The organism is Sphingobacterium sp. UT-1RO-CII-1, assembly GCF_026711005.1.
Taxonomy (GTDB): domain Bacteria; phylum Bacteroidota; class Bacteroidia; order Sphingobacteriales; family Sphingobacteriaceae; genus Sphingobacterium.
Map to the genome: position 1 here is coordinate 500,761 of NZ_JAPPVJ010000001.1, position 23,916 is coordinate 524,676.

Sequence of the window (23,916 nt, forward strand, 5' to 3'; positions counted from 1 at the left end):
TAGTCTAGTAGTGATCATTTTGATCTAAATTAGTAATAACCTCAGTTTCAATACGAGGTATTGGCCAGACGTAATCTCTGTCTTTATTAAAGTTTCTCTTTTCGATAATTCTCATTTCTCCTCGATTGCTAACTTTGTCATAATGAGGGGTACCATTGTCATCAATAACAGGTGCATTTGACAGCCATCCTGTTCTAATCCGACCATATAGATTTCCAGGCATAACCTCATGAGCAATTCCCCATCTTCGAATATCAAATAATCGTAACCCTTCACCCGCTAATTCATATTTCCTTTCTTTACGAATTATAGACCGTAACTCTGCCTGAGATTTCCCTGTGCTGATAGGAGGCATCTTAACAGAGTTTCTTTGCCTAACAGCATTAATAGATTCGTAAACGGAGTTATCAATTTGATTCATTTCGATTTTAGCTTCAGCATAGTTCAGGAGGACTTCGGCATAACGAAAAAGTATTGCATTTAACTCAGAATTGGATCGATCTGAAAAGTCTTTCTCGTCGGCATACTTACGCCATAAGTATCCTGAAAAAGTAGCGTAAGCGTTAGTTGCATCTATATTTGCAATCTTTTTTGGTACAGCCTCACGATAATCCCAAGTCATTAGGCTATCTGGATGAGTCTCAAAGATCACACCTAATGATAAAGTTTGAGGAAGCACAGCAGTTTGGGTTAAACGTGGATCCCTATTCTTAAAGGGTTCGTTTGGATCGAACAAAGGTGACTTATCAATCGACAACCCATCAGTACATTCATATGAGTCGATTAATGACTGAACCGGAATCTTGTTAGAGAATCCTTGCATCAGTCTCGAATAAAACTGAGATGAAATACTATGAGTCGCAAGTCCCTTTTTATACTGTATAGACCAAATAATCTCCTTCGAAGTTTCTCCAGCATATTTAAATAACTGTTCAAAATTGTCGTGCAACGTATATTCTCCCAATTCAATTACCTTCAATGCAGCATCGGCCGCTTGTTCATAGTTCTTATTAAAAAGTGCAGACCTAGACTTCAAGGATAAAGCAGTACCTTTAGTGACACGACCTACATTATTTCCTACAGTAGACTCAGGAAGAAATTCAACAATCGCATCGATTTCTGAAATTATAAAATTACTAATCTCTTCTTTAGTAGATTTCGGTAGATTAGCTTCTGACAAAGTAGTAACTTTCTTAAGTAATGGAACACCTCCATATAACTCATTTAAAAAAAAGTAAAAATACGACCTTAAAAATCTTACCTCTGCCATTCGCGTTTCTAATACTTGCTTACTAACGACACTTCTTAGGCTCTCTTCTTTATCCAATATTGTATTGCATCTTCCGATTCCAACATATAAAAGATTCCAGAAGTCTCCAGTAAATTGGTTGTCGGCATCTGCATTTCCCATTCCTAAGATTTGTAGAGCGTTAGTATTACGTTCCCAGCCTATATCTGATGCGTAATCTAATGTTAATGGAAATGGCATTGGTGTAGCACGAGGAGCGGCATATAGTGCATTGTAGGCTCCTGTAACGGCCATGTCTAACTCTTCTTCATTGGAAATGAATGTCTCACTAGAGGGACTGTCCAATGGGTATTTAGTAAGATAATCTTTATCACATGAATAAATTAACACAACCAGCATTAATAATGTGATGTTAAATATTATTTTTTCTTTCATGTCTTTTTAATTAAAACTTTGCACTTATCCCTAAACTGTAAACCTTCATTTGCGGATACCATCCTCCTGTACTAACTGGTCCTTCAGGATCATAGCCTTTCCAGAACTTGGTCTTTGTAAATAAGTTTTGTCCAGAGAAAAACAGACGTAACGAATTAATATGTAAGGATTGTATCTGCGATGTGGAGAGTGTGTAACCGACAGTAAGATTCTTAAGTCTTAAATAGGAAGCATTCTTCATCCAAAAAGTAGAATTCTGAATATTATTAGTTTCATTGAACGCATATCTAGGGAAAGCTGCGTTTTGATTTTCTGGCGTCCACCTGTCTTTATGCTGCTCTTGGATTGTTCCTCCTTGATAGAAAGGCATAATCCCTTGACCATATAAATATCCATCAGCCTTGCCAACTCCTTGAAGAAAAGCAGCAAAATCAAACCCTTTATAAGACAGTCCTAAATTTGTACTGAAGGAATAACGTGGAATAGGGCTGCCCATTATAATTTCATCATCTGCATTGATGACACCATCACCATTCTGATCTTTATACATAATATCACCAGGCGCTACCGCTCCAAATTGAGTGGCATGATTTGCAACCTCCTCTTCAGAATTAAAGTAGCCTATTGCCTCATAGCCATATAGGGAGCCAATGGGATGTCCTTCATGATTAACGGTCAACCCAGTCCTCATTACACCTCTCATGTCTAAAACTTTATTCTTTACATCAGATAAGTTTACTGCTATATTATAATGTAGGTCGTTAATATTATTTTTATACGCCATGGTTAAATCCCATCCCCGATTTTCAACAACACCTGCGTTTTGATAAGGTGGGTTCTGACCTAAAATCTTAGGGATATCCAACTGCAATAAGATACCTGAGGTTTTTCGGTAATAATAATCGGCAGTAATACTAAATTTTTTTAACAGCACTACGTCCAGTCCTATATTATTAACCGTCGTACTCTCCCATCTTATTTCAGGGTTTGCTAAACTGCTTAATGCGGCCCCGGTATATGTATTGTCTCCAAAAACGTAATTATTAGCCCCTAAGTTGAAAAATGCGGCAAAAGGATAAAGGCCAATATTCTGATTTCCTAATTTACCCCAGGAGGCTCTTAGCTTCAGCTCATTCACAATTGGAGAAAGGCTTTGCATAAAGTTCTCCTCACTAATCCTCCATCCAGCTGAGAAAGATGGGAAAAACGAATACCTATTATCGGGCGCAAAACGAGAAGAACCATCATAACGTGCGTTTGCTTCCAATAAATACTTCCCTCTATAATTATAATTCAAACGTCCAAAAACTGAACGTAATGACCAATGTGAGGCGTTCCCTCCTGTCAAGTCGTTTTCACGATTACCAGCGTTAATTTCCTGCAATTCAGGCACCAAAAACACTTCTCTATATGCCGAAAGCATATTGTCCAGCTGATCCTCCTGCTGGAAGCCTCCCATGATACTCAAGTTATGATCATTACTGAAAGTCTTATCGTAAGACACAATTGCTCTAACGTTATTGTACCAATATTGATTGTAGCTTTCTGTCAAAGAATTCTTCTGAGGAGTTAAATAAGCTTTTGAGCCGTCAGGATAATAACTTTGAATTGTATTAGCGAATGTCTTTTTATGCCTAATCTCATACTTAGGCGAGTACACTACACTAATCGTGACATCGTCTATTGGTTTATAATTGATATCAATATTAAATGTAGAAGTCATAGGATTTTCCAAATTCAATCCTCCGTCTCTTGCTTTTGCAATTGGATTGTCTCCATTCCATCCCTCACCATATTGCCCTGTAGATAATATTCCAGCCTGATTTGCGGGGATCCGACGCATCCAATGAAAAATATTCCCGGTACCTCCTGTAGGTTCTTTCAATTCAGATTTAACAAAGGAAAAATCAATGGCCGTACTAAGCTTTTCAGATATTCTCAAATCACTGTTTAGCCTGAAATTATACCTTTTAAAATTAGTATTAGCTATTATTCCTCCCTGATCAAAATACCCAAACGAAGCTAATACTTTTGCTTTATCTGTTCCGCCCTGAGCACTTAAATAATGATTTTGCATAAAGGCATTATTTTTCATGCTTAACCTCTGCCAGTCGGTGTTAGGGAAACGATCTGAATCTTGATGCATCCCCTTCGCATAATCATCAACCATTTGTTGCGTAAAAATCGGGCTTTTTCCCGTGTTAGTATAAGCTTCATTCAAGAGATTCATGTGATCTAGTCCACTAACCATTTTAGTCATTTCTGTCGGCTTTTGCCATCCCATATAATTATTATAATCAACAGACACATTCTCATTATTTGCTCTCTTGGTAGTAACCAATATTACTCCATTTGCTGCTCTTGACCCATAAATAGCAGAAGATGAAGCATCTTTCAATACTGAAACACTAGCAATATCATTGGGATTCACATGATTCATATTCCCCTCAACACCATCAATTAACACCAACGGGTTTGAGTCACCCAGCGTTCCAATGCCCCGTATTTTTATTCCACCAACATCTCGCCCAGGCTGTCCTGAAGCTTGTGTTACAGTTAATCCAGGACTGGCACCTTGCAATGCTGCTGAAGACTGTCCTACAGGCTGTTTTGTTAACTGCTCCGAATTAATTACATCTACCGCTCCGGTCAAGTTCACTTTCTTTTGTGTGCCATAGCCGACAACAACAACTTCTTCTAAATCCGATTCTTCAGTTTCCATAATAACACGCATCTCCTGTTTACCAGAGACAAGCACTTCTTTAGTTATAAAACCAATAGAACTAAAAACAAGTGTTTCACCTACATTAACCGATATCTTAAAGTGTCCGTTTTGGTCGGAAGCTGTGGCGGATCCTTTTCCTTTAACAACAACACTAACTCCAAGCAGTGCTTCTCCATCTCGGCTCTTAATCTGACCTATAATCCCATTTTGCTGTATCTCACTCTCTCTAAGTTTTGGTACTATAACTCGTTCAGCTTTTTTCTTAATTATGATGTTTTTATCAGAAATTTCATAAGTTAACCCTTTAGGTTCAAGAATTACTTGCAGGGCTTCTTTTAAGCCTAGATTTTGAAAATTAACACGATTAATTGCAGCTTCTTTAAGAATAGCAGAACTACATATCACATTGTAACCGGTCTGCTTTTTGATTTCACGAAAAACATCAACAATATGTTTTTCTTTATTTGAAATTGTTACTGTTTGCGCAAACGTATTAGCGTGTAATTGCAAAAAACAAGCAAATAGCAGAGCCACTATTAATTTCATAATAATCAAGTATCTATATTTGGAAAACAAACACCTGTCTTCCAAGGATAAAAAAGATTTTTTCATTATCTTTGGTTAGTTTTAAATTGTTATAATTTGTTTACAATATGGGTTTTAACATATAGAACTAAATACTGGGGAAGGGTCCAGCTTCCTCAGTATTATCATATTGGGTCAAAGTTTTTATTTCATAAACCTCACCCTCCTTCCTTCCACTTTAAATTGAATATCTTTATCTGTCATTTTAATAATATCGAGCACTTTATTAAAGTTGTCATATCTAGAAATAGATCCCCAAATAGAAATATTTTTCAAACCTGCAGAAACTTCTATTTCAAGATCATACCACCTTGCTAATTTTCGAGCTACACTTTCTAGGTTCTCATTATCAAACATAAACTCTCCCTCCTTCCATGCGAGTACATCATCTGCATTCATTTGCTGTACTCGTACATCACCCCCCTCTACAACAGACTGTTGCCCTGGCTTAATTATTATAGGCTCTTTATTCACCACTCCAACCTTTACACTTCCCTCTGTAAGCGAAACTGTCGAATAAGATTCATTAGCATAGTTATTCACATTAAAATGAGTTCCTAAAACTTCAATTTTTTCATTCGCTGTTTGTACGATAAATGGTTTTCCATCACTTTTAGCCACTTCAAAATAAGCTTCTCCCTGTACTTTCACAAAGCGTGTTCTATCTGTGAACCTATTAGGATAAATAAATTTAGTTTCTGCATTTAACCATACTTTTGTTCCATCAGAAAGTGTCACCTGATACTGCCCCCCTTTAGGTGTAGTAAGTACTAGTTGTGAAACAGTCTCCTTAGATTCAAAATTACCTACAAGCAACGTCCCATCACTATAAGATAGGTTGTCACCAACAACAATCCCTTCATGCCCTGAGCTCAACTCAATTGTTTCTCCATCAGCAAGCTGCAAAATAGCACGGTTGTCCCCTGCCCTAAAATCAGCGGTCAACTCAAAAACATCCTCTGTATGCTCACTATTCGTAAGTTTTATTTTCCAAAAACCAAGAAAAAGCACTAACAATACACTTGCAACTCCAGCATAGGTCCAGAAAGTACGGACATTATAACGTCGTCCAACTTTTGAAGAATTACTCTCTTTTAATATTTTATTCAACATTCTCTCCTCACTATACTTAGCTCTTCCTTCAAAAAACAGCATATAGTCTTGAACTGCTGACTTTAAATTTTCTTTGCTTTCCAATTCATCTAATAAATCCTTTATAAAAGGATAATTGTTACACAACTTTACAAAATCTTCATCAGTTGAATCTTTATCTTCCAGATATTTAGTCAATAGGTCTACGATATAATCTATCTCATTCATATTGGTATTTTTATTAGGCACTACAATAAAAACACATATAAAGTAAAAACCTTACAGAAAATTTAAAAAAATAAATAAACAGCACGAACTGGCTATTAAATTTAAAAGCTTAGGTCTAGTTATGGTTTATAACCAAATGGTCATAAGTAAATAAAAATAAAGGTAGTCACTTAACTGAAAACGATTTTTAAGCTCTGAGATTGCTCGAGATCTATTTGCATAAACAGCATTAAGTGTCATACCTAGTCTCTCACTAATTTCTATTGCATCCAAATCCTCAATATATGTCAGGACAAACACTTCCCTTTGCTTTTGGGGTAATTTATCTATATCGGCATATATACGAGCTATCAATTCAGTTCGAACAATTTTCTTTAACACGTCTTCATCTTCATACAATAACTCTTCGCAAAGATCTACAGGTACAGTTTCTTGCTTAACATACGAGCTCCGCAAATAATTTAGGCTAGCGTTCTTTGCAGATATATATATAAAGGAACGTAAATTATCTGTATTATTAAAGTTATCCCGTAGCTGCCACACTTTGATAAAAATATCAGCAACAATTTCCTCCGCCACTTCCTCTCTTTTCACATATTGCATTACAAAGTATAATAATGGGCGATTATAATTACGAAAAATCGTAATCAATGCCTCTTCATTCCCTTCGTTAAGCATTTTTATGAGAGAAAGATTTTTCATGGCTAAATAAAAGATAAGTTTTAAAAAAATCTATTTTAAAACGATCACAAAAAGAGTTCAAAAATTAAACTTGCTTCATTGTTCATGCTCGTAAATTTTGTTCACTTATGTAAGGTTTATTTTCTTATGTAAACTTAAAAGTTTTTCAGTACAATTCGTCACCCTTAATCTAAAAAATATTTTTTTAAATGTATATAGTCAATGTTTTTGTTTTTAGTGGGCATGAATACTTTAACAAAAACAAGTCAGATAACTTACAGAGATAGCGGAGAACTATCTGAAAATAACTAAGTCGAAACTATCGGCTCATAAGTATCATTATCTTATAGCCGATAGTATATCGCTCCCAGCGAGTCTAGGTACACTCTTCCAAACGAAGAAATATTAACTCTAATCTAATAATCTAAAAGCTTTACTAGCTTCAATTGGATTGTCTGACTCTAAAATAGAAGCACCGTCAAGTAGCACACTTTTATACCCTTCAAAACGCTCTTCTACTGTGGACAGTTTATCATAAGTCGGCGCTGCCGATATCATACACATCACATCTTCAGCGTGTAGAAGTTTATACATCACTTCGTTCTGCTCGCCTACCTTCGGACCGATATAGGCAATCATCTGCTTAAATGGTATGCCTGCATCTTTATAAGCTTTAAAAGTTTTCTCATCTTTTATATGTGCCGAAAACATAGCTTTAGGATCTTGTTCTAAATAAAAGCGAGTCTCCTCAGGCGAATGCACGGTTAACATAACAAAAGCATTAGAGTTTGTACGCTTGATCAGATCAGCAATCATCTGGAATGGCACATCCTTCTTGTCTAGATTTAAGACAGTTTTCCCCCGACCCCACTTAATAACCTCTTCCAGCCTGGGTATCTTATAGGGAGTTGCGTTACCGTCTTTATCTTTCAGGCGTATATCTTTTAGCTCGGCGTAAGTATAATCCGCTAACTTACCTGTTCCTGTCGTTGTTCGATCTAGCGTTGCATCATGCATCAAAACAATAACACTATCTTTTGTTAATCGTGGATCTATTTCAAAAAAAGCAGGAGTTTCTTTCAAGGTAGCCTTAAAAGTTTCAAGACTATTTTCAGGCATTCCATTTTCCATTCCTCCTCGATGTCCACTAATGATCTTACGGTCTGAGCCATAGCTAAAATAGCTAAACATCTCTTCAGGTTGACTAAGCGCAATTTTATGCAGCCCACTACAGGAAGATGTTAACAACAAAGCTGCAAAAGAAAAAAGTTTCACCCTATTATTTAAATGACTCATAATTAAAACAATGCTAAGTATAAATATTCAATTAAAAGCAACTAATATAGTTGATTATCTGCATTCCACAATATGAAGAAATTATTAATTAAAACACACTTATAATGTCATATATTCCCCTTCTTCAACTCCTTTACCGCATAATCTACTGACCGTGCCGACAAGGCCATATACGTTAAAGAAGGATTCTGGGTAGATGTAGAAGTCATACATGCTCCATCAGTAACAAACACATTCGGCACATCATGCATCTGATTCCACCCGTTCAAAACCGAAGTTTTCGGATCTCTACCCATCCGTACACCACCCATTTCATGAATATCCAAACCAGGAGCTTGCCATTTATCATTACGCTTAATATTGGTAAAGCCTGCATAATCAAACATCTCCTCCATGGTATCAAGATAGTCTTTCACCATCTTTTTATCATTTTCGTCATAATCCACCGATATTTTTAACAAAGGAGTACCCCAATCATCTACCTGCTTGTCGTCAAGCACAACGTAATTGGATTCCTTCGGAATAGTTTCGCCCATCATATGCGAACCTACACCCCAATTTCCCAGCTGAGGGTTTAAAAGCGAATTTTTCAATTTCTCGCCATACCCCGATTGATCTGACCCCGACGACCGGTAAGCACTAAAACCTGCTGCATAGCCCCGTAGAAAATCTGTCTCCTGACGGTACAAATTCCTGAAACGAGGTATATATCCTCCTCCAGCAGGGTTACGACCATCAGTTTTAAAATCTAAATATCCATCATAGCTTGCACTAATACGAGCGCTATAATTATGAAATGCAATATATTTACCTATCGTTTCGCTATCGTTACCGATACCATTAGGGAACCTATTCGATTTAGAATTTAACAAAAGCAAGTTTGTGTTGATCGCTGCTGCATTGACAAAAATCACTTTAGCAAAGAAGTCGATTTCTTCTTTAGTATTTCGGTCGATAACTCTCACTCCAATGGCGCGCTTTTTATCTTCATCATACAAAACAGAGTGTACCACGGAGTCGGGGCGCAGCGTCATATTTCCTGTTTTTGCTGCCCAAGGTAAGGTCGAAGCATTAGAGCTAAAATAGCCTCCAAAAGGACAACCCCGCTGACATAAAGTTCGGTTCTGACATTGCCCACGTCCTTGCTCTAAATGGATAGGTTGCACCTTCGAGATATGTGCACAGCGAGCAGATATAACTTTGCGCCCTGGATATTGCGTCTCCATCTTTTGCTTAAAATACTTCTCTACTACATTAAGCGGATAGCCCGGCAAAAACTCACCATCAGGTAGCTCAGCCAATCCATCCCTATCGCCAGCGATACCTGCAAAACGTTCGACATGATCATACCAAGGCTTCAAATCAGCATAACGAATAGGCCAATCCACCGCAAAGCCATCACGAAGGGGACCCTCAAAATCAAAATCCGACCAACGCTGTGTTTGCCGCGCCCAAAGCAGCGATTTTCCACCTACCTGATAACCACGAATCCAGTCAAAAGGTTTCGCTTGAATATAGGGATGCTCTTTGTCTTTAACAAAAAAATGAGCCGCATCTTCCCTAAAAGCATAGCAACGACTAACAACAGGGTTTTCCTCCTTCATTTGATGAGGGATTTCGCCTCGATGTTCAAACTCCCAAGGATATAGATTGGTAGTTGGATAGTCTTTGACATGCTGCACATCACGACCACGCTCTAAAACCAGCGTTTTAAGGCCGCGTTCACACAGCTCTTTTGCAGACCACCCGCCACTGATACCTGACCCAACAACGATCGCATCGTAGGTTCTTTCTTTCTCTGAAACGATATTTAAATTTGCCACAGCTTATGCTTCTATTTTTACAGCCCCATCATAACGTGCAGGAACCAATTCGTAAACTAATTTATTTTTCATCACATACTCTGAGTTTAAATAGCCCTGTATTGTTCTACGCTTCAAAATATTTTTGAATACATCATCCTCTGGTAAAGCAGAGAGATAAGTAACCTCATTACCTACTTTCAAGTTTTTATGTGCTTTTTCCAATCCCTGTAGAAAAGCTTGTTGATCAGCTTCACTATAACAGTCATCCAACATCTTCATCACAAAAAGGTGTAAATTCATTGTTTTTCCCCCAGGACTATCTGTTTCAGGAATTATTGCTTCTACCAAATTCGACAACAATAGTTCATCAGAAGCCTTCAACTTAATTTGATTAAGCTGAATAGACGCCGAATTACTATCTGTAGAACATGAGCTTGCAATTACAATTCCACCAGCGACAATAAAAAGCTGCTTAATAGCTGTTCTTCTGTTCATCTGTTTTATAATGGTTTATATTTAATCAATCGTCCTAAACATGGACATATCTTTACAACCTTGTTTTAAAATGGGCAACACACTACTCCTCCTATCCCTGTAAATTAAAACTAGAATTCTTCTATGCAGCGGTCAACAAAAAAACTGAACCTAGATGTTTATAACGAGCACTTCTAACTACTCTAATTACTAGACTCCCTAATTCATGAATTACTTGACACTAGCCACTTTTGAAAATACTGCTTAATTTCGCCCATATCAGAAACTAACAAATCGGCATGCTTCAATCTTTCTCTTTCCACAACATGCTTAGAAGCAGCTATGCAAAATAACCCTGCATCCTTTGCCGATGTGGTTCCTGTTGTGGTATCTTCAATAGCAACTATTGACTCATAAGGCACATTCGTCAGTTTAGCACCTAATAAATAGGGTTCAGGATTAGGCTTAGGGTTTGTAACGCTATCACGGGTAACAAAAAAATCAAAAAGGTCCAAGAGACCATGAGCTCCTAAAACGGTGTCAGCAGTTGTTCGGTAACTTGAAGTTACTAAGCCAATACCAACGCCTTTTTCCTTTAAAAAGTGTAAAAGCTCTGTCGCATAAGGCATCAATTTAATATCTTTCATATTGGAATTCGCATATGCTTCACGTGTTGCCTTCCACATATATTCTTCCGTAGTTTGTATATTCCATAAATCTCGCATATACGCTACATTCCGCACTAAAGTGTGACCAGCAAAATGATCTAGCCAACCTTCAAACGATAAATCAACATCAAATTCACGTTTTAATATGGGTTGCCAATTTGAAAAATAAAAATATTCAGAATCAATTAACGTACCATCTAAATCAAAAAGAACAGCTTTTAAATCTACCATGGTCTAAAGATAAGAATATCTCAACAGCGAAGATCAAAGTAAATAGCTTTTTGTCAACTATTAAGCAACCGCAATAAACAGACTAAGCAGTAATTAACAACCTCATACCATATGTAATTTTCCGACGTATATAACATGATCTCACTGTCCAAAACCCACCTCTAATATACCACAGGCTCTTACATCCTTTAAGCTACAAGATGTTCTGGTTAAAAAAAGCTAACTAGGTTATCAATTTTAACACCTATCTTATTGAATTTAGCCCCCCAATAGCCATCTACAATTTTCTTCATGCTTTATTTAAAGCTAATACAACATAAGACTCTCTCTAACATAACTAGAGAAATCCCCTTCCTATAATAATCCATTCTGCTTCATAAAAGCATCATATTCTTCCTGTTCTATACACATCTTATCATACCAATTTTTCTTCAGTATAAGTGTTGTTATCGCGAGTACCAAAACACTTGTAATTAAAGGGAAGCCTTCTTTCACCACAATATACATGGGGATCAGCGTCAACGCACATTGCCAGATAATCCCCACTCCAACATTAAACATATCCCGTTTAAAATGTCCATTTCTTTTCAAATCCGGATATTTCATCATGGCCTTTTCAGCTATTGGCCCCCAGTATCCCCAAGGTCTGATTCGAACATAAAAATTAACTAACACATCCTCATCCGTCATCGGAGCAAGATAAGTACCTACCATACATCCTATAAGAGATATCACCAATAAGACAGGGAAATAATAAAGAGGAAGCGTATTCGGACAAATCAAAGGTATTACGACAGCACCAAAAATGCCTGCCAACATTCCCCAGAAAAAGCCAGTACCATTAAACCTCCACCAATGCCACTTTAAAACGTTAGCAGCTATATATCCACCATACAGCGCAGAAACAATCCACTGTAATACCGAATTAATATTCTGTACATACATTCCTATTATCGTACTAATCACAACGATTGTTACAGAAACAATATAGCTAAGCCTTATCTGTTTTTTAGGAGCAGCAGTTGGGTATAGATATTTAAGAAAAACATCATTTACCAAATAAGCCTGTGCTGCATTTACAGTAGATGCAAATGTCGACATGAATGCAGAAAGAAGACCTGCCAATAATAACCCTGTTAATCCCACTTGTGCAAATTGACTAATAGCTCTAGGTAAAATAATTTCAAAATCGATATTTGCTCCCATCGCCTTAAAATCTTCATTAAAAAACACTAAAGCGAGAACCGTAAACCCCATAATCATCAAATACCTAGGGATAAGTAAAATAACGGATACCGAGCCACTCATTAAGGCAGCCTCTTTGGGACTACGACAGGCTAATATTTTCTGCATATCGTAATTTGCAGCAGAGCCAGCCATGCTCATAAATATACCTTTGAACAGCATCATCATCACAAATATCCCAAAAAGACCATACTGATCTTCTGCTATCTGATCCATTATAGCTGGCAGTATATCGTTCCAATCTAAATCCAAAGTCCATCCAAAAAAAGGAGAAAGCCATCCTTCAGGTGTGTTAGCAGCCAGCATTTCAGGTGACACACGAGACATGGCTATTGCTGCTATTGCAACACCTGATATAGTCATAATAGCAAATTGCACTACGTCAGCCCAAACAATACTATGCATGCCTCCTAACATTACATAAAAAGTTGCGATTGCAGTAAAAAAAATTCCATACACTGGCGCAACATACTCGGCCGTCACTTCAAATGGAATATAAGCTGAGACTGTATCCCATGGGAAGAACACCTCCATAAATTTACCAATACCAATGAAACCATAACATAAAAAGCCCAGCACAGCTATAACAGCATACAATATCACTATAGTGTATGCCGAATCAGCTCCTTTACCATATCCAAATCGCGTACGTATCCACTCAGCCCCGGTCAATACGTTTGAACGTCTCAACCATATCGAGAGATAAACCATCAAAAAAATTTGATTAAATACAGGCCATAACCATGGAATCCATAAGCTTTTAAAACCATATACAAATGCCAAGTAAACCATCCACATCGTCCCTGAAATATCGAACATTCCTGAAGCATCCGAAATCCCAAGCATATAATAAGGTAGCGTCTTACCTCCTAAGTAATAAGAGTCCAAATCCTTCGATGCTTTCTTTTTCAGAATCAAGCCAATGGCAATCATACTTATCAGATAAAATCCGATAATCAACATATCAACAATAGAGAGTTGCATATCTTTGGTTTATTATTTGGTTTTGTAAATTACACAATAATCTCAATTTATAATAAGACAAATACAATTCAATGTTTCTCAGCTCGTCTATTTATGTTCCTCATTAATATAATGTCTATTTTTTTCAATTAGTGTATTTATCTTTCTGACCGACTCCACCGAACGTAAATCGTCGGTTGCCGTTCCAAAACAATAATCCAACAGTTGCTCTAGTGTACTCGATGCCACATGCATCCTTGTATCGCTAGATGCATAATAAATATACACCTTATTATCATTCAGTATCCAACCATTGGAAAACAATACATTTGACACATCCCCTACTAGCTCATCTCCTTCAGGAGCCATGAAATAACCAGCAGGTTCAGCTATTACCACATTCGGCTGATCTATACTAGTAACATAAAGATATAACACATAGCGCAAACCTGCAGCCGTATTTCGTACGCCATGAGCTAGGTGCAACCATCCCTTTTCTGTTTTTATAGGTGGAGGTCCCTCACCATTCTTTACTTCTTTAATAGTATGATAGTTTCTGGGATTGATAATCTCTTCTTCTAAAACTACTGGGTTACAGATATCGTCTATCAACGTCCAGCCTATACCTCCACCTTTTTGAGCATAAATAAAATCATCCTGCGGTCTTGTATACAAGGCATATTTTCCATCCACATACTCTGGATGCAACACTACATTACGCTGCTGACTACTCGATTTTATATTAGGAAGTCGCTCCCAAATCAACAAGTCTTTAGATCTCACAATACCCGAATTAGCTATCGCTGTCGACAGGTCACCACTTGCCGCACTTGGAGCAAGTTGTTCACTGCAAAAAATACCATACACCCAACCATCTTCATGAGCAGTAAGCCGGATATCATAAATATTAGTCTCGTTAGGATCTATATCAGGAATTAATAGAGGTCTATCCCAAAACTTAAAGTTGTCTATCCCATTGGGGCTTTCTGCCACGGCAAAAAAAGATTTCCTATCCACTCCTTCTACACGTACAAAAAGTAAAAACCTATCTTCCCAATAAAGTGCACCCGCATTCATCGTCGAATTATACGAAATGCGCTCCATAAAAAATGGATTATCAGATGGGTTAAAATCAAATCGCCAATCTAGAGGTATATGATATTTCGTTACTACAGGATTACTATAGCGTTGCAAAATACCATTTGAAGAGGGTAGAGCAGTATTGACCCGAGTCAGCAAAGCCTGTTGTTGCTCAAAAATAAAATTCTTAGTACGTTCAAATTGTATAGACATAGATTTTCTAAAACTCTTTAAAATAAAATTCATCAACGCATTTACATACGTTCAGGATACAGAGACATACGTGTGACCCGATGAAATGCGAATCCACTACCAATTGTTATCTCCAATTCGAAAACGACTTCACCACTTTTAGGGTTGATTTCTACAACTCGGCCACCTCCCCCAATAGAAGTCTGCACGCCCATTCCCGGGCAGAACAAGACATTGCCCGTGTGTTGCAGATACTGCACACCGGATACGGCCTGTGAAAATCCCTGCACCCCTCTCTCCTTACCATACGACCACAATTGTTGTACGGTTTTATTGGCCATATCGATTTTATATTCTACTACACGGCTGTAGTTAGTTACTTCGGGGGTGAAATTGGGAATCCAGTTCCGATTGTATCCGTTATCAAACACCAGAATACGGTCTTCCGACATTGCTATCGGGGTATGTGGACCCCAAGACCAGTCGAAGCCCGGGATTTGTTTATCTCCATTTATTACCTCTTCATCTGTTATCACACTGCCATCTTCGGCGACGGGCTTCAGCAGTAGCGAGCGATAACGCTCACCCCATAACTTATGCGGCGAAATAATCCACTGTACCTGCCCCGATCTACTAAAGTTATAAATTCCTTGATAACGAACAGTTGCCAACAAATTGTTGCCCATCTCAGCGATGGCATTGTTGTGTGCCCAGTTATTGGCATTCTGTACAAATTCTGGAGGAGTGATTCCGTCCGGTTTTACATAGCGACTAGTATCCAATTGATTGGCTAGATCCCACTCATTAATTACTGTCCCAGTTGTGGAGTTTAGCTCAATAATATGGTCATTCATCCGAGGCGATCCATTGCGCAAGCGTGCCGAGGACTTCGAAACTGTTATCAGGAAATTTCCATTAGCCGCTTCTGTTATTTCATGGTGGAAGGTATAACCCAATTTCCCCAAGTCCCATTGACGCTTTAGATTGCCAAACATATCGATTTCAACTACTCTTGGTTTCGACTGATCTCCTGCGAGGAAGTTTCCATTTTCCATACGCTTAAGACCAATAGAAAATGACAGTTTTTGTAACTCGTTGGATGTTTTGAGTAGCAACAACCACCTTAACTCTCCCTCATTGTCAATCATATAAGGCATAGACACATCAGCGTCGCTCTGCCCAGGATAATTAATTAAATTCACTCCATACTCCATCTTACTCACCTCATTCTTAACAACTTTCCATTTTGGGAAATCTAGGATGGAAATAGCTTCAGTACGTATGTGAATCGTCGTACTACCACGCTCATTGCCTTCTAAATCAGTAAAGGTCAGCTTGACCTCATTGTTATGGTTTGGATACAGTCCAAATATAGGCACCCTTTGCCGTGGTGTACCGTCCTGGCATAAATGTGTAATCGTACCCGCATCGCCATTTTTTCCCTGTACAGAAACTTTTATACGACCGTATGTGGGCAATGCTACATCGACCAATGCAGCTAAAGGATTGTATCCCGATGGATTGAGCTGTACCTGTTCGATTATAAAACCAAGATCCGTGCCTTTGGTCGGCACAGTCAACTCCAAACCATCCCGAAAAGTTACTTTTGTTTGCCAATGGTCCAATTGAGGATCTATCTTCGCAATATCTTGTAAAGAAACATGTACTGGTCCACTTTCAAAGTTGAACACATAGTTCTCTTTTCCTTTTGTAATGTCAAGTAACAATTCTCCCTTATCAACCCATTCTTTCAGAGATTGCTTTGATGCGATCTCTCCGACAACATCATTCTCTTTTCTGCAGGCATAGAATAAGATAACCACCATACCTAACAACCACATAGATCGCATAATATTCATTTGCTGTAAATAATTAAAAACATGAATAGCTGACATAGGATATATTATTCATACATATCAGGCATTAAAATCAATTTTAGAAAGTTCATGATTTTGTGAAAATCATGAACTTTCTAAAAAAATGACAACTATCTCCACAATGGATGCTGCTCTATTTTAGTGTTCGTATTCATTTCATCCTGTGGTATAGGAAGGTAATAATGCTTAGGCTCAAAATTATTGGCGCCTTGCTTTTTGTTATCCACAAAAATCTTCTTCATTTCAGCATGTGCATACCACCGTTTTAAGTCAAAGAAACGATGTCCTTCAAAGAAAAACTCCAATTCATTTTGTTTCATGATTTCCTTCATTAAGTCGTCTTTACCACTCCAAGTCTTACTGGCCAATCCTGCACGATCGCGGATACGCTTCAAGCTAGATGCAGCATCTGCTGTATTTCCGTTCTGCGCACAAGCTTCAGCATGCAATAATAATACTTCAGAAAAGCGAAACACCCGCAGATTGTTATTGTTATTTTTAGCTGGATCGTAATGTGAGTTAGAACCAGCAGCATTCATATAAGCGTTGGTATATTTATTCATCAAGAAACGTCCCTGTTTTCCATCGATTGTTGGAAAGCCAAATTCTAGCTCTTCTGCCGGATGACGTTTCAGTTTTTCCTGACAAGCAGCCCAAATATCATCAAAAGTCTGGTTTCCATACCATTTACCATCAGTCGCTCCAGTCTGATAGTCTGAATACTTCCATAGGAAACTGGCATTCATACGTTTGTCAAAGCGAGTGTCAGAGCCTGCTGGTCTTTCCTCACTGATAAAATCGCGGATAATAGCAGGTGAAGGCATAATCTTGAACCATGCCCCAGTACCATCAGGCCCTATAAAGTTAGGTAGTACCATTCCCAAATGCGAGTTTGATTGATCATCGCCCCATACCCCACCGCTACTCAATGTACCGTCGTAAGCCAATTCCCAAACCGATTCCTTGTTAAACTTCGTTGTATGCTTGAAATTATCTTGATAATCAGCCACTAAATCATAATTATACGGAGATGAAAGCAGTGCTTTCAACTCTGTTTCAGCCTCACCATATTGCTTGGTATACACTAAAGCTTTACCCAAGTATGCAATGGCAGCTCCTTTAGTTACCCGTCCCGATTCGGAATCAGGTCTATCTACCGGCAGATTTTCTTTAGCGACTTTGAAGTCAACAATCACCTGCTTCCAGATTTCAGCTTCCGGTGCAGATACAGCCTCTCCGGGCTCTGCATCATCGGTGGCTACCGTCAAGCGCAAAGGCACATCACCATAGTTGGCAGCCAATAAGAAGTAATACATCCCCCTTAGGAAACTAACCTCACTGATCAGTTGCTTTTTCTTGGTTTCGTCCATAGGCACCTTATCTATATTTTTGAAGAACACATTCGCTCGGTTAATACCTCGATATAACCTTCCAAAATCACTCTCTGCGGTAGATGCACTGTTACGAAAATTGACATAATCCCAGGTAAAAGCTTCTTCGCCAATCAGAAAAAAGGTATCATCTGCCCGGTTCATGGTCTGATATCCGGTATAGGCGGCATAATAGCCATACATTTGGCTTCTAATGGGAGAATATACCGTAGCTACAGCAGATACCGCATCGTTCTCATTAGCCCAAAAGACTGCTTCCACCGGTTTATTGGGATTTATTTTGTCCAAGAAATCTTTGGAACAACCAGTTAGTGACAATCCCAACACTGCCGCTATCGTATATTTATTGATTAAAAATTTCATAGTTGTATTTTGAAAATGCTAAAATTCATGATTAAACATTGCCCTGGCTTTTAAAAACTTGCTTGCAAACCAAACATAATAGTCCGTGCCAACGGAAAACGACCATAGTCAGTTCCTGCCGTCATCATGCTGGAACCACCACCATTGTCATCTGAATTGACACCAAGATCCGGTGTATACCCTTTGTACTTCGTTGCAGTAAACAGGTTGTCAGCTGCAAAGAAAATACGCGTATTTTTCAGAGCGGCTTTGTTCAACACATTTTGTGGCAATGTATAACCGATCTCTAAAGTTTTCAAGCGGAAGAAAGATCCACTCTCTAACCAACGGTCAGACGCGCGACGTTTATTGTCGTTCGGGTCATCACGGGTGTAACGCGGAATATCCGTATTGGTATTAGATGCTGTCCAGGAGTTTAACAAGCTTGTCGAATGGTTATTGACCTCGTTGGTCTGTTCCATACGCGCCCGGGTATAGTTATATATTTTATTGCCCGACACCCCATCAAAAAAGAAGCCCAAATCAACACCTTTGTACTCCACATTACCTCGTATACCATAAGCTAACTTAGGAAAAGGACTTCCTAAATACTGCGCATCCTCATAATCGGTAATTTTTCCATCATCATTAACATCCACATAACGGATATCACCAGCTTTGGCGTTTGGCTGTATAACCGTACCATTCGAGCTTTTATAGGCCTGTACTTCTGCATCAGACTGGAATAGACCATCGGTTTTAATTAACCAAAAACCACCTATAGGATGTCCCACTCTCGCCCAAGTAACATTTCCCTCGCCGTGTGGGTTAAAACCTGAAAACTCTTGTACAGAGCCCACTGTTACGGCTTTCATCGTGTTTTTAACCGTAGAGGCATTCACAGCAATATTGTAATTAACTGCACCTACAGCATCCTGGTAGCTGGTCAAAAATTCAAACCCCTTATTGCTGATCACTCCGGCATTCATTACAGGAGTACCTCCCAACCCCGATGATGGCGCGCGGTTAATTCCCAAAAGGATATCCTTGGTCTCACGCACATAATAGTCCGCACTAACACTCAAGCGATTATTCAAAAAAGCCAGATCTAAACCGATATCGCTGGTCTCGGTTTCTTCCCAAGTTAAACCAATTGGAGACACCCAATTGTAACCAGGAATAGCACCCAACCACAATTTACCACCCTGAATATAATTGATACCATATTGGGTAGTGAACTGTGTAGTATAGTTTCCAATATTCTGGTTGCCCAATCGACCATAACTTGCACGGATTTTGAACTCATTGACGGTATTTTTAACGGATGCAAAGAAGCCTTCATTCATGACATTCCAGCCCAAAGCTACGGATGGGAATACCCCGTAACGACGTCCATCCGCAAATTTAGATGAACCATCACGTCTTACCGTAGCAGTCAAAAGATAACGGCTATCATAACTATACATCAAACGGCCGAACTGCGAAATCAAAGCTTCCTCCTGAAGACTGCCATTGGTAGACTGCTGATCCATTGCTGCAGCATCAATAGCATCTGTACCTAACGGTATATCCATGCGACCAACACCAAATCCACGGTTATTGTTTTCCTGTGCCGAGTATCCCGCCAGAACAGATAACGTATGTTTATCAAATATACGGTCATAGTGCAACGTATTTTCAATCAACCACTGATTATTGAAATAGGCATTTTCTCTCAGATAAGACTGTAAGAATTGATCTCCATACATATGCGGTTCTGCTTTTTTACTATAATTACGGCCCGTAATACGATTGGCACCTACATTCAGCCTATACTTCAACCCCTCAACAAAAAGGTCAACCTCCGCATAGCCACTAAGCATGATATCCGTCTGATGCCGCTGGTTATCGTACAGATTAAGAACACCAACAGGGTTTTCGATATTCTTCATCCAAGTAGAATAAGAGCCATAACCACCCAATATCTCCGGATCATATACTGGTACTAAAGGATTCTGGCGCAAAATATCGGTAATCACCAATTCCGAACCACGTTGTTGGTTTCCATTCTTAATCAAGAAAGTATTTCCCAATCTCAAATGGTTATTGAACAGACTAAAAGTATTTTTAGTACGTAGATTAAAGGCATCATAATCTGTATTCAACAATACCCCTTCCTGTTTCATATATCCAGCCGATACACTATAGGTCGACCGCTCGCCACCACCTGCAATATCCACATTGACTTTGTGCATCGGTGCAGTGCGGAATACTTCATTCTGCCAATCCGTATTGGTTGTCATCGCTTCGGCTGCCGGAGGCAATGTACCATTTGCTTTTTGGAAATTTTTCCACTGCGTTGCATCCATAAGATCCAACATTTTAGGCACTTTTTGTATACCTGTAAAAGCATTGACACTCAGTGTAGCTGCTGTATTTTGCTTACCGCCTTTAGTAGTCACGATAACAACGCCATTCGCCGCACGCGAACCGTAGATTGCTGCGGCAGACGCATCTTTCAAAACCTCTAAAGAAGCAATATCATTTGGGTCCACGAGATTGATATCGCCAAATACACCATCCACAACATATAGCGGTGTATTGCTCCCAAAAGAACTTAAACCTCTGACAGTAACATTCAGTCCTGCGCCGGGAGCTCCTCCCGAGTTAGTAACCGAAACCCCAGCTATACGTCCCTGTAGCGCTCCTGCTGTACTCTTGGCAAGGTTAGACTGTAGATCCTTTCCTGTTACGGATGCTACAGCTCCGGTAAGGTCCTTTTTCCGGACAGTACCGTATCCAATCACGACCACCTCTTCCAATTCGTTATCGGTCTCTAGCGTTATAACGACAAAACCTGTATCATCAACCTTTCGCTCAACACTTTTCATCCCCACATAAGAAAACTGTAAAGTAGCTCCTTTATCCACCTCAATAGAGAAATTACCCGTGATGTCTGTTTTTGTCACACCCCTTTGAGTTTTGACAGATACTGTTGCCCCAACAATGGGATTATTTTCTTTATCTTTTACAGTACCATTCACTTGTTGCCGCTGCTGCGCCCAAGATAGGGTGCTGAAAAGAAAAAAAAACAGAAATAGAAGATTTTTTTTCATTGCATTTAATATTTAGATTTATAATGAAATAATATTGGTAACTTAAGATTTAATCTCAACGGATATGATCCTCAAAATTAATCTAAAGCTTTAATAACAAAATTAAAGGAATACGAGGCAGAAGGTCAATACTATTTTATCCAAATATTATACAATAAATATCATAATATCTATTTAACTCCGTTCAGGCTTATATTATTTTAACCCACTATATAAAAATACGGCTTCCACTAAAATTTAGCCGGTACTCAGAGGGAGTACAGGTCTTTTTTCGTTTAAAGGTTCGATTAAAATTAGAAATATTATTAAAACCACAATGATAACAGATTTCCGCAACTGTATCACTAGTTTCAATTAACATGCGTGCGGCATGACCGAGACGTATTTCATTCAAATTATCAATAAATGTCTTCCCTGTTCTTTTCTTTATAAAACGAGAAAAAGACACCTCAGACATATTAACTCGATTAGCTACATCCTTAAGTGTTATTGGAAATTCAAAATTCTTATTCATAAATTCAAAAGCGACATCCAAACGCCTACTCCTGAGATTTAACCTTTTTCCGACAAGTTTATTCCCTTCAACTAATAAAGACATACTCTGACTCACAGAAAGGTCAGACAAAATCAACATCAGCTTAATAACGGAAGCGAAACCACTAGTCTTATGCAAGCTGAGAATTTCAGGTACAATTTTTTTGATTGTTTCTTTTGAAAACTCTACACCAAACTGAGCGGACTGTAATAATTGCTTAATAAAATTCAACTGATTCTTATTAAGAAACTGCTCACTAAATAAGTCTTCATTCCATTGAATAGTTACCTCTACTATCTTTTCAGACTTACAACGATGATTGAACCAGCCATGAGGAAGATTAGGCCCGACTAATACCAGATCCAAATCATCAATTTCTTTTACATTATCACCTATTATCCTTTGTGCTCCTTTAGCATGGAGCACCATATTCAGTTCATATTCTCCGTGATAATGATAAGGAAAATCAAATTTTTCTTTCTCCCGATAAAAAACAGTAAAACATTCTGCTTCACGCAAAGGAGTTACTTCTTTTATAGCTTGATAATTCATATTTGTTTGTATAATAATTGGAATTTAGAGTTCCTTCTATATCCTCAATAAAAGCTCTCTTGAAAATGTTTCTAAAGAGTTTAAAACCTTATATGAACACATGATCAACGGATCATATTAATCAATTTGGGATCTATCACAAAAAAGAACAGCTTTTAAATCTACCATGGTCTAAAGATAAGAATATCCGCACATCAAGCCTATAACATAAAGAATTTCGATTTTCTTAAACACTGATTAAACAGAATACTTTTAGCTAGATTTCACTCTCCATCACAAAAAAACAGAGTGATGCTAGATTATCCATTCCTTAAAAGTCGAGCAATTGATATCAAGCTAAAAGTCTTGACGATAGATATCAATAAGACTAAAGGTTTGTAACAAAAGACAAGCTAAAAACTAATCAAAGGTAAAGACAATAGGAACAAGTAATTTCCGATGAAAACAGCCCTCAATGTTCTAAAGCTCTATGCAAACTAAAAGCTTCCACAATAAACCGAGTTAGACATCTGCTTATGTAAAGGACTATGAAAACCTGCATAAACGTGGCAGCTTCCTTCCGTTATCAGTCTCTCTATGTCCATTTCCCAGAGGTATTCACCCTTTTTGTAAATAGCACCATTCATTAAAATATCTCCTTGATTTTGCTCTGGATTATAAAACATAGCGACTAGCTGATCGCTGTCGTACAGAGCAGCGTCGTGAGCCCAACGAAACAACAAACCCTTCTCGTGCACTTCAAACTCTAAGCGACTAGGGACAGGCAAATCACCTCGAAAAAACAATACTTTTTCCGGGTTGACATAAGGCATCCCATCTTCATCGTAGTCCAACGAGTTTTTCAAGATATAAGATTGTGCTTGTTGAAACGTGCCAAAGCGACTACCCTCCGGTACAGCATATTGATAGCCAAAAGCTATTACCTTTTTCATCTCGCTCAGAAAAGCCGAGCACACCTTTATACGTGCCCTATTGATGATTTGGAGTTTAGTCGGCGGTCGATTAGATTTACGAGGTAAACTCCTGATAATACCTTGACCATACAGCTCATAGCCTACAATGCTACCTACTTTACCCGAAAAAGGGCCATTGGCCCCTGCTTTTAAGATTGCCATAATAACGCGTTTATAATATGATTAACACCTGATTAAGACCAAGTTGAAAACAAATCTAGT

At 38.4% G+C, this 23,916-nt stretch carries 15 protein-coding genes; all 15 read right to left on the bottom strand.

Features of this window, described 5'->3' with window-relative positions:
* Positions 1-4: 4 nt before the first annotated feature.
* The 15 genes from ORI89_RS02045 to ORI89_RS02115 all read right to left on the bottom strand — a co-directional run bounded on the left by ORI89_RS02045 (position 5) and on the right by ORI89_RS02115 (position 23,856).
* Positions 5-1,684, bottom strand: coding sequence for a RagB/SusD family nutrient uptake outer membrane protein (locus tag ORI89_RS02045; protein ID WP_268228757.1), 1,680 nt, complete (start codon positions 1,682-1,684; stop codon positions 5-7).
* A 10-nt stretch (positions 1,685-1,694) separates the two neighbouring features.
* The gene (locus ORI89_RS02050) at positions 1,695-4,955 is read right to left on the bottom strand and encodes a TonB-dependent receptor (protein WP_268228758.1); all 3,261 of its coding nucleotides are present in this window, start codon (positions 4,953-4,955) and stop codon (positions 1,695-1,697) included.
* Between the two features lie 183 nt (positions 4,956-5,138).
* Positions 5,139-6,314: a FecR family protein gene (locus ORI89_RS02055; protein WP_268228759.1), complete on the bottom strand. Its 1,176-nt coding sequence runs from the start codon at positions 6,312-6,314 to the stop codon at positions 5,139-5,141.
* A gap of 126 nt (positions 6,315-6,440) precedes the next feature.
* Entirely contained in the window at positions 6,441-7,016 is a 576-nt protein-coding gene (locus ORI89_RS02060; RefSeq protein ID WP_268228760.1) for an RNA polymerase sigma factor, read from the bottom strand.
* A gap of 390 nt (positions 7,017-7,406) precedes the next feature.
* Positions 7,407-8,291 carry a glycerophosphodiester phosphodiesterase family protein gene (locus ORI89_RS02065; protein WP_268228761.1) on the bottom strand — a complete coding sequence of 295 codons (885 nt, stop codon included), beginning with the start codon at positions 8,289-8,291 and terminating at the stop codon, positions 7,407-7,409.
* A 107-nt stretch (positions 8,292-8,398) separates the two neighbouring features.
* Positions 8,399-10,114: a GMC oxidoreductase gene (locus ORI89_RS02070; protein WP_268228762.1), complete on the bottom strand. Its 1,716-nt coding sequence runs from the start codon at positions 10,112-10,114 to the stop codon at positions 8,399-8,401.
* Between the two features lie 3 nt (positions 10,115-10,117).
* The gene (locus tag ORI89_RS02075; RefSeq protein WP_268228763.1) at positions 10,118-10,591 is read right to left on the bottom strand and encodes a gluconate 2-dehydrogenase subunit 3 family protein; all 474 of its coding nucleotides are present in this window, start codon (positions 10,589-10,591) and stop codon (positions 10,118-10,120) included.
* 203 nt (positions 10,592-10,794) lie between these two features.
* Positions 10,795-11,469 (bottom strand): HAD family hydrolase, encoded by a 675-nt coding sequence (locus tag ORI89_RS02080; RefSeq protein ID WP_268228764.1) that lies wholly within the window; start codon positions 11,467-11,469, stop codon positions 10,795-10,797.
* A 354-nt stretch (positions 11,470-11,823) separates the two neighbouring features.
* On the bottom strand, positions 11,824-13,698 hold the full coding sequence (locus ORI89_RS02085; RefSeq protein ID WP_268228765.1) for a sodium:solute symporter family protein: 1,875 nt from the start codon (positions 13,696-13,698) through the stop codon (positions 11,824-11,826).
* An 87-nt stretch (positions 13,699-13,785) separates the two neighbouring features.
* Positions 13,786-14,970 carry a glycoside hydrolase family 130 protein gene (locus ORI89_RS02090; protein ID WP_268228766.1) on the bottom strand — a complete coding sequence of 395 codons (1,185 nt, stop codon included), beginning with the start codon at positions 14,968-14,970 and terminating at the stop codon, positions 13,786-13,788.
* 41 nt (positions 14,971-15,011) lie between these two features.
* Positions 15,012-16,844 carry an aryl-sulfate sulfotransferase gene (locus ORI89_RS02095; protein WP_268228767.1) on the bottom strand — a complete coding sequence of 611 codons (1,833 nt, stop codon included), beginning with the start codon at positions 16,842-16,844 and terminating at the stop codon, positions 15,012-15,014.
* A gap of 92 nt (positions 16,845-16,936) precedes the next feature.
* Complete coding sequence (locus ORI89_RS02100; RefSeq protein WP_268228768.1) at positions 16,937-18,580, bottom strand: RagB/SusD family nutrient uptake outer membrane protein; 1,644 nt, start codon at positions 18,578-18,580, stop codon at positions 16,937-16,939.
* A gap of 50 nt (positions 18,581-18,630) precedes the next feature.
* Positions 18,631-21,654 carry a SusC/RagA family TonB-linked outer membrane protein gene (locus ORI89_RS02105; RefSeq protein WP_268228769.1) on the bottom strand — a complete coding sequence of 1,008 codons (3,024 nt, stop codon included), beginning with the start codon at positions 21,652-21,654 and terminating at the stop codon, positions 18,631-18,633.
* A gap of 208 nt (positions 21,655-21,862) precedes the next feature.
* A complete protein-coding gene (locus tag ORI89_RS02110) occupies positions 21,863-22,741 on the bottom strand; it encodes an AraC family transcriptional regulator (RefSeq protein WP_268228770.1) in 879 nt (292 codons plus the stop codon).
* Positions 22,742-23,217: 476 nt separating this feature from the next.
* Entirely contained in the window at positions 23,218-23,856 is a 639-nt protein-coding gene (locus ORI89_RS02115) for a DUF6266 family protein (protein WP_268228771.1), read from the bottom strand.
* Between the last annotated feature and the right edge of the window lie 60 nt (positions 23,857-23,916).